A 12,220-nucleotide genomic window follows, 5' to 3' on the forward strand; every position below is an offset into this window, starting at 1 on the left:
TCAGGCCTCCGGCCGCGCCACGGCGACGTAGGAATGCCAGGTCGCATGGCCGAGCAGCGGGAAGATCACGATCATGCCCAGCAGTCCGGTGGCGACGCAGAGCGCGAACAGCACGATCACCATCGCTCCCCATCCGATCATCGCCGGAAGGTTGTTCCAGACCAGCTTCATGCTCGTGCCCATGGCCGTGAGCGCATCGACCCTGCGGTCGAGCATCATCGGCACAGAAAATACGCTGATCGAGAAGGCGAAAGCGGCGAACAGTCCGCCAATGGCTGTCCCGACGACGATCATAGCCCACCCGTAGGCGGAGCCGACCAGCACGCCGATGACGTTGTCCAGGCCCGGGAAGGCGGTAATCCCGAAGAACAGAGCCCAGACGATGACGGCAGCGCGGGTCCACAGGAGCATGAGCAGGCTGAGCAGCAGTCCGGCGAAGAACACCTGTGCTCCGGCCTTCGGGCGCGTCCTCAGCATGGAAGCAAGCCCGACCGTCCTGCCCTCGCCGAGAGCGCGGCTCTTCGCGTAGAGGCCGATCGCGAGGAACGGCGCGACGATCAGGAAGCCTGCCAGCGACGGAAACAGGATGTAGTCCCGTCCGAACTCGAACAGGGTCCAGACGAAGGCTGCCGACAGCAGGAACACGCCGACGCCATAGGCGATGCTGGTCGAAGGCCCGCGCCAGAAATCGCGCCAGCCCAGCGCCAGCCACCGCAGTCCGGCCGTCGCCGGGAGGCCGCGTTGCAGAGCGGGGTCGCGCGTCTCTCCTATCCCGGAGGTCTCGCTCAGCAGCCAGTAGGACTTCTCGGTCTCGTTCATCGAAACTCCTCTCCCTCAGCACGCCGACTTGGCGGCCCGGTAGCTGCCGCCCGTTCCCGCCTCCTTGAGATGGGGCACGCAGTCCGGCTGCGACGTGACGGCAACGTAGACGAGATGGGCGTTCGCCGCCGCTACGAGCAGCAGCCCGGCCGGAACCAGCAGCCATGCGGAAGTCCAGCGTCTGCGCCCGCCTGCGGTCCGGGCCGTCATGGCTGCCCCGTCCCGAGATCGTGGACGTAGAGCGACAGGGTCCGGATTTCCGCATCGGTCATGCGTTCGTCCCATGTCGGCATGTGGCCCTGCCTGCCTCCATGGACAGACGCGATGATCGTCTGCAGGTCGCCGCCGTAGACCCAGCGCGCGTCCGTAAGGTTCGGAGCGCCTACCTCGCGGTTGCCTTCGGCGTTCTCGCCGTGGCACGCCGCGCACGTGGTTGCGAAGACCCCACGCCCGGCTTCGATCCGCTCCAGGTTCACCTCGGTCGAATAGGCGGGATTGCTCAGCGAATAGACATAGGCCGCGACGCTGCGCACCTGGTCCCGCTCCAGCATCCCGTCGCGTCCGAAGGCGGGCATTTGCGCGATCCTCGTGTCCGGATGGGCCGTGTTGATGCCGTAGCGCAGCGTCTGCTCGATGAGTTCGGGACCGCCGCCCCAGAGCCAGTCGTCATCGGTCAGGTCCGGGTAGCCGGCCCGTCCGCGTCCATCGCGCCCGTGACAGGCGGCGCAGTTGTCGCCGAAGAGCTGCCGCCCGGTGCCGCGAACGGTCTGCATCAGCGCCCCGTCGGCCAGGATGGCGTCGTAGGGTTCGGAATCCAGGCGGGACATCCAGACCGACCGCTCCTGCTGGCCTTCGACGACCCGCTCTTCGACCGTCGTGCGCTGGTCGACGCCGAGAAGGCCCTTCGTGTAGGTCGTGCCGAGCGGCCAGGCGGGCACGAAGAACCACCAGGCGATGGCCCAGATATGGGTCACGATCAGGAACATCAGCACGCCGCGGGGAACGGGCGTATCCAGTTCCTTGATGCCGTTCCACTCGTGCCCGGTCGTTTCCCTTCCGGTGACGGGGTCGCGCTCGTTCACTTCCATGGCTTGTCCTCCCGGTCGAGGATGCTGGTCTTCGCCCTGTCGAAGCGCTTCCGGTTCGAGGGCCAGAAGGCGTAGGCGACGACACAGAGGAAGAAGCCCATCAGGTAGAACAGGCCCCAGCTCTTGGAGAAGGCGACAAGGGTTTCGTGGCTGATCTCGAACATGGCTCAGTCCCCCGCATCGGGAGCTTGTTCAGTCGCGGCCGTGTCGCGGAACGCGGCGTCGGTCAGCCTCCCGAGGACCTGCAGGTAGGCCACCAACGCGTCCATCTCGGTCAGCCGCGTGGCTACCCCGTCAAACGCGCTCACCGAGGTGGCCTGGCCATAGCGCTCCGTGACTCCAGAAGCGGCCTCGCTGTCGGGGAAGGCCTGACCGTAGGCGTCCCGCGCCGCGTTGGCGACCATCTCGTCGGTGTAGGGCACGCCCAGCGCCTGCTGGGCCGCGAGATGCTGCCCGAGGTCGCTCGTCCGAAGCTCGGTCCGCGCCAGGAAAGCGTAGGCTGGCATGTTGGATTCCGGCACGACGTCGCGCGGATTGATCAGGTGCGCGACGTGCCAGAAATCGGAATACTTGCCGCCAACCCGCGCGAGATCGGGACCGGTGCGCTTCGACCCCCACAGCATCGGGCGGTCATACTGAGACTCGACCGCCAGAGAATACGGCCCGTAGCGTTCGACCTCGTCGCGCAGCGTGCGGATCATCTGGCTGTGGCAGGCATAGCAGCCTTCGCGCACGTAGATGTTGCGCCCCGCCAGCTCCAGCGGCGTGTAGACCCGCATGTCGGGCGCCTCCTCGACGGTTTCGTCGATGGTGAAGAGCGGCGCGATCTCGACGATGCCGCCGACGCTCGCGGCGGCGATGATCGCCAGCACGAACCCGATCGCCGAGCGCTCCAGCTTCCGGTGGAAGAGTTCAGGCATCGCTCATTCTCCCGGTACGGCGACGGCCGCGGGCACGTCGCTCTCGCGCCGCTCCGCCAGCGGCACCGACCGTACCGTCATCCAGATGTTGTAGCAGCAGACGACCGCGCCGATCAGGAACAGAAGGCCGCCGAAGGCTCGGGCGATGTAGTAGGGATACATCGCGACAAGAGAGTCGACGAAGGAATAGGCGAGCGCGCCGTCTTCCGTGTAGGTCCGCCACATCAGCCCCTGGATGATGCCGGAATTCCACATCGCGAAGACGTAGATCAGCGTTCCGGCGATCGCGAGCCAGAAGTGGACCTCGACAAGCCTCGCCGAATACATGCGCTCCCGGTTCCAGAGGGTCGGCACCAGCGTGTAGAACGAGCCGAAGGTGATCAGCGCCACCCACCCGAGGGCACCCGCGTGGACATGGCCCACCGTCCAGTCGGTGTAGTGGCTGAGCGCGTTCACCGGGCGGATCGCCATGAAAGACCCTTCGAATGTCGACAGGCCGTAGAAGACAGCCGCGGCCATCATGAAGCGTAACGTCGCGTCGTCGCGGACACGGTGCCAGGCACCGTTGAGCGTCAGCAGCGCGTTGCCCGCCGACGCCCATGAGGGAACGAGCAGCATGACCGAGAAGGTCATGCCGAGCGTCTGCACCCAATGCGGCAGCGCCGTGTAGTGGAGGTGGTGGGAGCCTGCCCACATGTAGAAGAAGGTGATGCCCCAGAAGCTGAGGATCGAGAGGCGGTAGGAGAAGATCGGCCGCTGCGCCCGCACGGGAAGATAGTAGTAGAGCATGCCGAGGAAGCCTGCCGTGAGGAAGAACGCGACCGCGTTGTGCCCGTACCACCACTGGACCATCGCGTCCTGGACGCCCGGCCAGATCGTGTAGCTCTTGGCATGCCCCCACGATACGGGAAGGGCGAGGTTGTTGACGATGTGGAGGATCGCGACGACCACGATGAAGGCCATGAAGTACCAATTCGCCACGTAGATATGCGGCTCGCGGCGGCGCGCGATGGTGCGAAGGAAAAGGACGAAGTAGGTGACCCAGACCACGACCAGCCAGAGGTCGGCATACCACTCGGCCTCGGCGTATTCCTTCGATTGCGTCACGCCGAGCAGGTAGCCGGAGACGGCGAGGACGCAGAACAGGTTGAAGCCAAAAAGCACGAACCACGGGCTGAACTGCCCGGCGAGCCGCGCGCGCGAAGTCCGCTGCACGACATGGAATGACGTGGCGATCAGCGCGTTGCCGCCGAAGCCGAAGATCACCCCGGAGGTGTGCGTCGGCCGCAGTCTTCCGAAGGTCGACCAAGCCGCGTCGAAGGCGAGATCAGGCCAGGCGAGCTGGGCGGCGACCCAGACGCCCATGAACATGCCGAACACGGCCCAGGCCATCGATAGCACGATGCCGACCTTGATCGGATCGTCGTAGTAGGACGCCTCGCGGTCCTCGGTCGGCTCGGACTCGTAAAGCCCGGACAGGACCGGGTAGAGCAGGCCTCCCGCGAAGAGAATCACCAGCAGGCCATGAACGCCAAGCGTGTCGCTCCTGCCGAGCGCGGCCATCGCGATTCCGGCGGCGCATAGCATGACGAGGACGACCGCCGCGTACTGTCGCTCGGTCGAACTGAGTTTCCCGATCATAGTGCCCTCTGAAAGTCGATCATGCTGGCTCCGCAGTCTTGCCCATGAGTCCAAGCAGCTCGGCAAGAAATTCGCTGTTTCCGGATATGTCCGCCAGCGAATAATCGTCGAAGACGGATAAGAACGCCTCGACCGCTTTCCTGACAACCCCCTTCAGCCGGCAGGCGGGAGATATCGCGCAAGTGCCGCCGTCCGCGCGCATGCACTCGACAAGGGCGAAGCCGTCTTCCATCTGCCTGACGACCTTTCCGAGATTGATTTCCTCCGGCTTCATCGCAAGCGCGATGCCGCCAGAGCGCCCGCGCACGGTCGTCAGGTAGCCGAGGCGTCCAAGCCGCAGGGCGACCTTGAGCAGATGGTTGCGGGAGATGCCGTAGCTTTCGGCGACGTCGGCGACGCGGGTCGACCCGTCCCGGTTGACCGCGAGGTAGACCAGCATGCGTAGCGCGTAATCGGTGTGGAGGGTCAGTTTCATAGGCCGCCCGCGACGTTTTCCGGACGGTCGCGCCAACCCAGTCTGAACAACGCGACGAGCCCGACTGCCACCAGGGCAACGGCTTTGACTGCCTCAAGCGCTGCGTGGGCTCCGTGGTGCATCGATGGCGGTAACGGTGCGCCCGCGATGACAGCCTCGACCCGCATGTCAAGGACAGGCAGGAGCCAGAAAGCCTGGATCGAAACGACCAGGACCGCTACGGCGGTGAAGACCATCTCCGCGCGCGGAGCCCTCGGAAAGAACGTCGCTATTACGAGGAGCGCCGCCAGGCCCCACTCTATCCTCGAGAAGATGTCGAAGGTTACACGACCGACCTCGAGCGCGACTGTGAGCTCTAGCGAGGGCGCCTGAAACTTTACCGGGGTAGCCAAGAACGAAACGCCAAGGAGCATTCCAAGCCAGACGAGCGATACGAACGCCGCGACAGCATCCGGAAAGGGATCGGTAGAGCGAGGCAACATCTCAGCCTTCCCTCGAAACCGTCCCCGCGGCGGGAAGGCGGAAGAACATGGCGAGCTGCAAGCTTCGGGCGATCCTCTCCGCGCGTTCAATGAAGACGGCAGCGATCTCCGGCTCGCAAAGCTCGCCCGCTGTCTGCCGGAAGGTGTCGAGCCAGATCTCGAAATCTTCCTGGCGGACCTGTTTCAGTTTGAGATGAGCGGGCACGGGTCGCCCGCTGTAGGAGCCGTCCTTCAGAATGACCGAGCACCAGAAGTCCGTCATCTTCTCAAGATGCGGCTCCCAGGTCTCCCCTATGTGGGCGGCGAATATTGGCCCCAGGCGGTCGTTCCGGCGGACGCGTCCGTAGAACTCGCGCACGAGGCGGCCGATGAACGTCCGGTCGACTTCCGGATGGACGACGGCTCGTTCCTCGCGAGGGCGTGGCAGCTGCGCGGATGTTTGTATGGTCAATGTGGTATCTCCAATACCACTATCTAGCGTCGGCGCGCCGTGAAGGAAAGCTTCCGGATGTCGCAGCCCGCTTTCGTCTGGCTCTTTGCGCAGGAACAACGAGCGGCCGGGTCACGGCCGACCAGCCGTCCGCTTGGCGTCCAAGTACTGGCGATCGCCTAGCGCACTGGGCGGCCTGGTGAACCGGCCGGGCAACTGGGCAAGTAGCGAAGCCGAAGCGCGCAGTTTTACCCGCTCGTACCGCGTCCGCAATAATCCACGCCGGTTCAAGCTGACCTAAGGTTCAGCAGCTCCCGCGCTGAGGCCACGAAGATGGTCCCTGGCGATGCTATGGTCGCGATAACTTTGGTTGATCCTGATCCGGGATGACCCTCCTGATGACGTCGAGCAGCTTCTTGTCATGCTCGATGTCAGCTTCGACCAAATCGCGGTACGGGTAGTCGGGCTCATCCCGTAGCAACTGCTGAAGTTCATCGAGTTCAGCCTGGAAATCAGCCTTCGCTTTCGCAAGCTTGTCATATCGTGCCTTGTCCTCCTTGGTGAAGGGGCCGGTGATCCGCACATCGCCAGTCTTCATGTCGATCACCACGTGGTCGGGGTGGGGCAGGGGAGCAGGACCTTCTATTCCGTAGCGTTCGCGCCGCTGGAGTTCGCGTTCCCATTCGATCTTGTACTCAATAGCGGTTTCTACCCATTCGTCGTGAAGCCGCTTGTTCTCGCGCTCGACGGTCGTCAGAAGCTGCGTGAACAGGCGCTGGGCTCGCTGGTTGCCTTTCACCGCATTGACGGCCAGGGAGCGGATCACGGCCTGCGCCATGGGGACACTTACCTGACCGGCACCATCATTGACCTTGATGGTACGGTAGGCTTCTTCGAGCAGAATTGACTTCAGTCGCTCCTCGCTCAGGGCAGGGAGCTTCGATTTGTTCTTGCTGCCCTTCGGGCGCCCGCGTGGGTTTCCGGAACTGCCCGGCCGAAAGCGCGTATGCTCGGGAGGTTTTCCGTAGCCGAGGACGTAGTCGTCGCCTCCCGGGCGTACCGACAGTGCCTTGCGCTGCTTGTCGCTGTCGCTGCTCATTCTGCGGCCACCTGCAATGCCGCCAGGGAGGTCACTCCGCAAGCGACCTGCTGGGCGTCGTCCTTGGCATAGGCCTCCCATCGCCTGATGATGCGGTCGCAGTAGATCGGATCGAGTTCGCAGAGATATGCACGTCGGCCGGTCTTGTGGGCCGCAATGAGGGTGGAGCCGGAGCCGCCAAACACATCAAGGACGGTTTCGCCGCGGCGCGAACAATCGCGGATGGCGTCGGCCACCAGCGCGACCGGCTTGACCGTCGGGTGCATGGCCAGTTCCTCGGCCCGGTTGCCGCCAAGGCTGCTGATCCCGGCGTAGTCCCACACGTTGGTGCGGTAGCGCCCGGTCTCGCCCAAGCCGAAGGCGTTGGTGTGAGGTCCTGCGCCGATCTTGTAGACGAAGACCAGCTCGTGCTTGGAGCGATAGAAGCTGCCCATGCCGCCATTGGTCTTGTTCCAGACGCACAGGTTCTTCAACTCCGAGAATATCGCATTCCCGGCATTCATCAGTTCGCGCATGTGCCGCCAGTCCATGCAGACGAAAGCAATGGCTCCGTCCTTTGCTACCGCTGCAACATTTCCCAGCGTGTCGGTCAGGAACGAGGTGAATTCGGTGGCCGACATCTCGCCCGACGCAAAGGCGAACTCGCGGTGCTTCGTCTTGTCCAGCCCGCCGACATGGCCATTGACCGGAACATTGTAGGGCGGGTCGGTGAAGACCAGATCGACCGCCTGGCCAGCCACCAGCCGCTCGACATCCGTCCTGCTCCGGGCATCACCACATGAGAGCCGGTGACGGCCAAGAAGCCAGATGTCTCTCATTCTAGTCGCCGCCCGCTCGGGCAGGGGAAGGACGATGTCCGCCTCGCTCGGCCCCACCGGTGCAGCCTCCTGCGCCCGGTCGAGCGTCAGGTCGACCTCGGCCAGCGAGAAGCCGGTCAAGGTGACGTCGAACTCCAGGTCGATCAGCGCCTGCAGTTCAACGCCAGCTTGTTGTCGGCCAGCACATAGGCGCGCCGCTCGTCCGCCGTCAGATGCGACAGCCGCAGCACCGGCACGTCGGTCATGCCCAGCTGCTTTGCCGCCATGACGCGGCCGTGTCCTGCAACGATCTCGCAATCGTCGCTGACCAGCACCGGATTGGTGAAGCCGAAACGGCGGATGCTGTCTGCGATCTGCGAGACCTGTTTTCGCGAATGGGTCCGGGCATTGCGGGCGTAGGGCCGCAACACGCTCACCCCGACCATCTCTATGCTCGGGTGCTCAATACTCATGACTGCTCCTCGAACCGCTGCCCAAAGCGGGCGCGTGGGCGGAACGATGAGGGAACAAACTGATTCGCCAAGTCCCAGATGCGGTGGAGAAAACGCAAATGCCCTTCAAAAGTCTCTTCAGAGAATTCGTTCTCCTAACTGCCTCCTTGGAATTTGATCATTTCTTGTAGAGCCTATCTGGGGAATGAGCTCTACTGGAAATGGCTGCCCAAACCAGCGGAAGCCTGGCCATCTGCAAATCGGTTGAACAATGGCTCGCAGGGTGATGTTACGCCTGCTCTACCCTGGGGCGGCAAGATCCATTATTAGATCATGAAACTTCCACCGCCGAGCTTGCAGGGCAGGGGAGGCAGCCCTGCAGTATGGTACTGACTATCGCGTCTTGCGCCTCATTGAAGTCCGCGATGCCGAGCTTTGCTTTTCCAACCGTCATCGCGGCGACCTCGGCAAAATCCGCGTAGAACTGCGTCGTGGCCCACATCATCATGAAGAAATGCCTCGGGTCCACCGGTCGCAGCTTGCCTTCGCGCACCCAGCCCTCCACCACCTCGACCCGTTCGTGCGTGATCTCCCGCATGTGGCGACGCTGTACCCTGGAAAGAAAGCCTCCGCCGCGCAGGATTTCGTTGGCGAAGAACCGAGATTCGGTCGCGTGCCGGCGCGAATAGTCCAGCTTGGCGGCGATGTAGGCTGTGATCGCCTCGCGGGGTTCGCGGTCTGCGCGGATATGCTCCAGCGCCTTGTCCCAACCCTGCAGGAGGCGCTCGATCAGAGTGGCGTAGATCGCTTCCTTGGTCTCGAAATAATAGTAGACGTTGGCCTTCGGCAATCCGCTCGCCTCGGCGATCTCGGTAATGCGAGTGCCATCGAAGCCCTTGCGGGCGAATAGTTCGACGGCCGCGCGCAAGATCGCCGACTCGTTGCGCGCGCGGATGCGTTCTTCTGGCGCTTTGGGCGTCCTGCGCTTATCGGGCGCCTTCTCCCGCGGCATTCCCCCACCTCCCGACATTTCCCTGGCCATAGTCATACTTCCCGACGGGCGCCATTCCCACGTTGGACACACGTTTAAGAGAACCTGACGATCTGGTCAAGAAATGCAAAACAGGAACTTGACATTCCGGTCAGGTTTTGGATTCATTCATCTCATGAGGGGAGCGGCGTCGGACATGGCGACAAGACTGGTCGATGCATTGCAGGAGACGCTGGAAGGCTGGCAAGCCGACCTACCGGCGGCTTGGCTTCCTGTGCTCGGTGAGGTCGAGCTCGGCTTCGACGACTGCGACCCGTCGCTCGCCTTCGAAGCGTGGGAGCCGATCTTTCCGGCGCGCCGCGGCCGGGTTTTCCCGGGTGCTCCGGCCCGCGCGCATATACTGCGCGCCTTCGACGACATTGTTCCGGACTCGGTTCGCTGCGTGGTGCTGGGCCAGGACCCTTATCCAGAGCCCGGATTCGCAACCGGCCGTGCCTTCGAAGCCGGCAACGTCGCGACGTGGCGCGAGCTCGACAAAATGTTCTCGAAGAGCGTACGCGCCTACATGCAGCAAATCTGCGCGGCTCGCACTGGTCGTCCGGAGGTGGCCACCTCGTTCCATGCGTGGCCCGGTTTGGTGCACGAGATAGAGGCCGGGACGGTGAGCTTGGAGGCGCCGGGCGCGGTAGCTGATCGCTGGGTAGCTGAGGGGGTATTGCTCCTCAATTCCTCGCTTACCCTCTCGCGCTTCCAGGTGGCGGTCGATCCGCACCAGTCGCGTGGCCACCTTCCGGTCTGGCGTCCACTGATTCAAGCGGTGCTGCATCATCTTGCGGGAAGCGGACGGCCAATTGTCTATCTCGGTTTTGGCGATGCGGCGGCCGACAACCTTCGGCTAGCGGGGCTGGCGACCGCCCCCGCGCCGCAGGTGACCATTCAGCGGGCGCATCCGGCCTTCGCAGACGAACTGTTTTCTCTCGGGAACCCGTTTCTGGCCTGCAATCGCCATTTGGCGGACGCTGGCTTGCGGCCCATCGACTGGTGACGTCATGACGAAGACCGCCACCTACGATTATATCATCGTCGGCGCCGGCTCCGCCGGCTGCGTCTTGGCGAACCGGCTCTCGGCCGATCCCGGCAACCGGGTGCTGCTGCTGGAAGCCGGCGGGCGCGACCGCAATCCACTGTTTCGCCTGCCCATGTTGATGGGCAAGCTCTTCCAGTCCGGCATATACAACTGGCACTACAACACCGAGCCCGAGCCTCATCTGAACGGCCGGTCACTCTACTGGCCACGCGGCAAGGCGCTGGGCGGCTCGTCCACCATCAACGGCATGATCTACGTACGAGGAAATCGGCACGACTACAATCGGTGGGGACAACTCGGCCTGCCTGGTTGGTCCTACGAAGAGGTGTTGCCAGCCTTCCGTCGTTCCGAGGGGCATGTTCAGCGCCAGGATGATTTCCACGGTCGGAGCGGCGAACTCACCGTCTGCCGCGCCCGGGGCAAGAGCATGTTGCACGACGTGTTCGTCGAGGCGGGCACCCAGGCTGGCCATCCCGCCAACGACGACTTCAACGGCGCCGAGCAGGAAGGCGTCGGCCGGTTCGACTTCACCATAAAAGCTGGCAAGCGCTGGTCGACGTCCTTCGCCTTCCTGCGGCCCGTGCTGTCGCGACCAAACCTTACGGTCGAAACCGACGCGCTGACCGAGCGCTTGCTGGTGGAGAACGGCCGTGCCGTCGGCGTGCGTTTTGCACAGGGCGGGACGACCCGGGAGGCGCGGGCGGAGCGCGAGGTCGTTCTGGCGTCCGGCACGGTTAACTCACCGCAGTTGCTCATGCTGTCGGGGATCGGTCCCGCCGACGAACTTGCCGCGCATGGTATCGAGGTGATCCACGACCTGCCGGGGGTCGGCAAGAACCTGCAGGACCATGTAGACTGCGTGATGTCCTGGGAGTGCCACGAGCCAGTGACGCTCTATGGCGACCTGCGGGCCGACAAACTGATCTGGTCCGTCGCGCAGGGCATGCTGTTCGGCACGGGGGTGGTCACCACCTTCCCCTATGAGGCGGGCGCGTTCCTCAAGTCGCGGCAGGACCTCGTCGCGCCCGACATTCAGCTTCACTTCATGCCGGCACTGGAAAAGACCGCCAACCTGCATCTGCCCAATCCGTTCCGCCGCAGGCAGGCGGTGGAGACCAATCATGGCTTCACGCTGCGCGTCGGACCGGTCAACCCGGAGAGCCGCGGCGAGATCACGCTACGCTCGGGCGACCCGGCCGACAAGCCGCGCATCCTCGCCAACTATCTCCAGTCAGACTTCGACCTGCGGACGATGATCTCCGGCATCCGAATGACCCGTGAGATCATCGCGCAGAAGGCTTTCGATCCCTATCGCGGCCGCGAACTGGCGCCTGGTCCCGATCGAGACGACGATGCCGGATTGGAGGCGTGGCTGCGGGCAACCGCGATGACGACGTTCCACCCCGTCGGCACCTGCAAGATGGGTAGCGACGCAATGGCGGTGGTGGATGCGCGGCTTAAGGTGCACGGCATTGGGGGCCTGCGCGTCGCCGACGCCTCGATCATGCCGATCATTTCCAGCGGCAACACCAACGCGCCCGCCATCATGATCGGCGAGCGGGCATCGGACTTCATTCTCGGGGAGGTTAGCACATGATCGTCGAGCATCGCACCTACACGTTTCGACCGGGCACGGTCGACGGTTGGCTGAAGAAGTACGAGACCGAGGGGCTGCCGATCCAGAAGCGCCACCTCGGCCGCTTCATCGGCCTCTTCGTCAGCGAGATCGGCGCCTTGCACACCACCGTGCTGATCTGGAGCTACGACGGTCTCGCCGATCGCGAGGCGCGGCGCGCGGCGATGTACGCCGACCCCGAATGGCAGTCCTTCATTTCCGGCGTCTGGTCGCTGAATGCGATCCAGAGCCAGAACGTGATGATCATGAACCCGGCAACCTTTTCACCGGGAGCCTGATCGGAAGCAGCAATCCAACCAACCC

16 protein-coding genes are annotated in these 12,220 nt (G+C 63.8%); 3 read left to right on the forward strand and 13 right to left on the reverse strand.

Translation table 11 applies throughout. The annotated features are described in order from the left end of the window. The 13 genes from ABGN05_RS13765 to ABGN05_RS13825 all read right to left on the reverse strand — a co-directional run bounded on the left by ABGN05_RS13765 (position 1) and on the right by ABGN05_RS13825 (position 9,215). Positions 1-819 carry a DUF2189 domain-containing protein gene (locus ABGN05_RS13765; protein WP_367954615.1) on the reverse strand — a complete coding sequence of 273 codons (819 nt, stop codon included), beginning with the start codon at positions 817-819 and terminating at the stop codon, positions 1-3. A 15-nt stretch (positions 820-834) separates the two neighbouring features. Then, entirely contained in the window at positions 835-1,029 is a 195-nt protein-coding gene (locus ABGN05_RS13770) for a hypothetical protein (protein ID WP_085463170.1), read from the reverse strand. After that, positions 1,026-1,907 carry a cytochrome-c oxidase, cbb3-type subunit III gene (gene ccoP / locus ABGN05_RS13775; RefSeq protein WP_367954616.1) on the reverse strand — a complete coding sequence of 294 codons (882 nt, stop codon included), beginning with the start codon at positions 1,905-1,907 and terminating at the stop codon, positions 1,026-1,028. The genes ABGN05_RS13770 and ccoP overlap by 4 nt, the downstream gene beginning before the upstream one ends. Then, positions 1,898-2,071, reverse strand: a complete 174-nt coding sequence (locus tag ABGN05_RS13780; RefSeq protein WP_187970663.1) for a cbb3-type cytochrome c oxidase subunit 3 — start codon at positions 2,069-2,071, stop codon at positions 1,898-1,900. The genes ccoP and ABGN05_RS13780 overlap by 10 nt, the downstream gene beginning before the upstream one ends. Positions 2,072-2,074: 3 nt before the next feature. Beyond that, complete coding sequence (gene ccoO / locus ABGN05_RS13785) at positions 2,075-2,827, reverse strand: cytochrome-c oxidase, cbb3-type subunit II (protein ID WP_367954617.1); 753 nt, start codon at positions 2,825-2,827, stop codon at positions 2,075-2,077. Positions 2,828-2,830: 3 nt separating this feature from the next. Next, complete coding sequence (gene ccoN / locus ABGN05_RS13790) at positions 2,831-4,468, reverse strand: cytochrome-c oxidase, cbb3-type subunit I (protein WP_373695936.1); 1,638 nt, start codon at positions 4,466-4,468, stop codon at positions 2,831-2,833. 19 nt (positions 4,469-4,487) lie between these two features. Beyond that, a complete protein-coding gene (locus tag ABGN05_RS13795; RefSeq protein WP_367954618.1) occupies positions 4,488-4,943 on the reverse strand; it encodes an Rrf2 family transcriptional regulator in 456 nt (151 codons plus the stop codon). Beyond that, on the reverse strand, positions 4,940-5,425 hold the full coding sequence (locus tag ABGN05_RS13800; RefSeq protein ID WP_367954619.1) for a DUF4149 domain-containing protein: 486 nt from the start codon (positions 5,423-5,425) through the stop codon (positions 4,940-4,942). The genes ABGN05_RS13795 and ABGN05_RS13800 overlap by 4 nt, the downstream gene beginning before the upstream one ends. A gap of 1 nt (position 5,426) precedes the next feature. Then, positions 5,427-5,876, reverse strand: a complete 450-nt coding sequence (locus ABGN05_RS13805) for a group III truncated hemoglobin (RefSeq protein ID WP_367954620.1) — start codon at positions 5,874-5,876, stop codon at positions 5,427-5,429. A 328-nt stretch (positions 5,877-6,204) separates the two neighbouring features. After that, complete coding sequence (locus tag ABGN05_RS13810; RefSeq protein WP_367954621.1) at positions 6,205-6,954, reverse strand: DUF5681 domain-containing protein; 750 nt, start codon at positions 6,952-6,954, stop codon at positions 6,205-6,207. Then, positions 6,951-7,892: a DNA-methyltransferase gene (locus tag ABGN05_RS13815; protein ID WP_367954622.1), complete on the reverse strand. Its 942-nt coding sequence runs from the start codon at positions 7,890-7,892 to the stop codon at positions 6,951-6,953. Before ABGN05_RS13815 ends, ABGN05_RS13810 begins: the two co-directional genes overlap by 4 nt. A 23-nt stretch (positions 7,893-7,915) precedes the next feature. After that, entirely contained in the window at positions 7,916-8,224 is a 309-nt protein-coding gene (locus ABGN05_RS13820) for a ParB/Srx family N-terminal domain-containing protein (RefSeq protein WP_367954623.1), read from the reverse strand. A gap of 310 nt (positions 8,225-8,534) precedes the next feature. Beyond that, positions 8,535-9,215, reverse strand: a complete 681-nt coding sequence (locus ABGN05_RS13825; RefSeq protein ID WP_367954624.1) for a TetR family transcriptional regulator C-terminal domain-containing protein — start codon at positions 9,213-9,215, stop codon at positions 8,535-8,537. A 175-nt stretch (positions 9,216-9,390) separates the two neighbouring features. Here ABGN05_RS13825 and ABGN05_RS13830 point away from each other — a divergent pair, with 175 nt between their 5' ends. Genes ABGN05_RS13830 through ABGN05_RS13840 form a run of 3 tightly spaced genes read left to right on the forward strand, consistent with a single transcriptional unit; the run spans position 9,391 to position 12,195 of the window. After that, complete coding sequence (locus ABGN05_RS13830) at positions 9,391-10,239, forward strand: uracil-DNA glycosylase family protein (RefSeq protein ID WP_367954625.1); 849 nt, start codon at positions 9,391-9,393, stop codon at positions 10,237-10,239. A 4-nt stretch (positions 10,240-10,243) separates the two neighbouring features. After that, on the forward strand, positions 10,244-11,878 hold the full coding sequence (locus ABGN05_RS13835; RefSeq protein WP_367954626.1) for a GMC family oxidoreductase: 1,635 nt from the start codon (positions 10,244-10,246) through the stop codon (positions 11,876-11,878). Further along, the gene (locus tag ABGN05_RS13840; protein WP_367954627.1) at positions 11,875-12,195 is read left to right on the forward strand and encodes an NIPSNAP family protein; all 321 of its coding nucleotides are present in this window, start codon (positions 11,875-11,877) and stop codon (positions 12,193-12,195) included. Before ABGN05_RS13835 ends, ABGN05_RS13840 begins: the two co-directional genes overlap by 4 nt. Positions 12,196-12,220: the final 25 nt, after the last annotated feature.

The sequence above is a fragment of the Aquibium pacificum genome (genome assembly GCF_040839445.1).
Lineage (GTDB): Bacteria > Pseudomonadota > Alphaproteobacteria > Rhizobiales > Rhizobiaceae > Aquibium > Aquibium pacificus.

Bases quoted from the DNA above. Each gene is read 5' to 3' on its own strand.
- ABGN05_RS13765 (WP_367954615.1), bottom strand. From the start codon at position 819: ATGAACGAGACCGAGAAGTCCTACTGGCTGCTGAGCGAGACCTCCGGG.
- ABGN05_RS13770 (WP_085463170.1), bottom strand. From the start codon at position 1,029: ATGACGGCCCGGACCGCAGGCGGGCGCAGACGCTGGACTTCCGCATGG.
- ccoP (WP_367954616.1), bottom strand. From the start codon at position 1,907: ATGGAAGTGAACGAGCGCGACCCCGTCACCGGAAGGGAAACGACCGGG.
- ABGN05_RS13780 (WP_187970663.1), bottom strand. From the start codon at position 2,071: ATGTTCGAGATCAGCCACGAAACCCTTGTCGCCTTCTCCAAGAGCTGG.
- ccoO (WP_367954617.1), bottom strand. From the start codon at position 2,827: ATGCCTGAACTCTTCCACCGGAAGCTGGAGCGCTCGGCGATCGGGTTC.
- ccoN (WP_373695936.1), bottom strand. From the start codon at position 4,468: ATGATCGGGAAACTCAGTTCGACCGAGCGACAGTACGCGGCGGTCGTC.
- ABGN05_RS13795 (WP_367954618.1), bottom strand. From the start codon at position 4,943: ATGAAACTGACCCTCCACACCGATTACGCGCTACGCATGCTGGTCTAC.
- ABGN05_RS13800 (WP_367954619.1), bottom strand. From the start codon at position 5,425: ATGTTGCCTCGCTCTACCGATCCCTTTCCGGATGCTGTCGCGGCGTTC.
- ABGN05_RS13810 (WP_367954621.1), bottom strand. From the start codon at position 6,954: ATGAGCAGCGACAGCGACAAGCAGCGCAAGGCACTGTCGGTACGCCCG.
- ABGN05_RS13820 (WP_367954623.1), bottom strand. From the start codon at position 8,224: ATGAGTATTGAGCACCCGAGCATAGAGATGGTCGGGGTGAGCGTGTTG.
- ABGN05_RS13825 (WP_367954624.1), bottom strand. From the start codon at position 9,215: ATGCCGCGGGAGAAGGCGCCCGATAAGCGCAGGACGCCCAAAGCGCCA.
- ABGN05_RS13830 (WP_367954625.1), top strand. From the start codon at position 9,391: ATGGCGACAAGACTGGTCGATGCATTGCAGGAGACGCTGGAAGGCTGG.
- ABGN05_RS13835 (WP_367954626.1), top strand. From the start codon at position 10,244: ATGACGAAGACCGCCACCTACGATTATATCATCGTCGGCGCCGGCTCC.
- ABGN05_RS13840 (WP_367954627.1), top strand. From the start codon at position 11,875: ATGATCGTCGAGCATCGCACCTACACGTTTCGACCGGGCACGGTCGAC.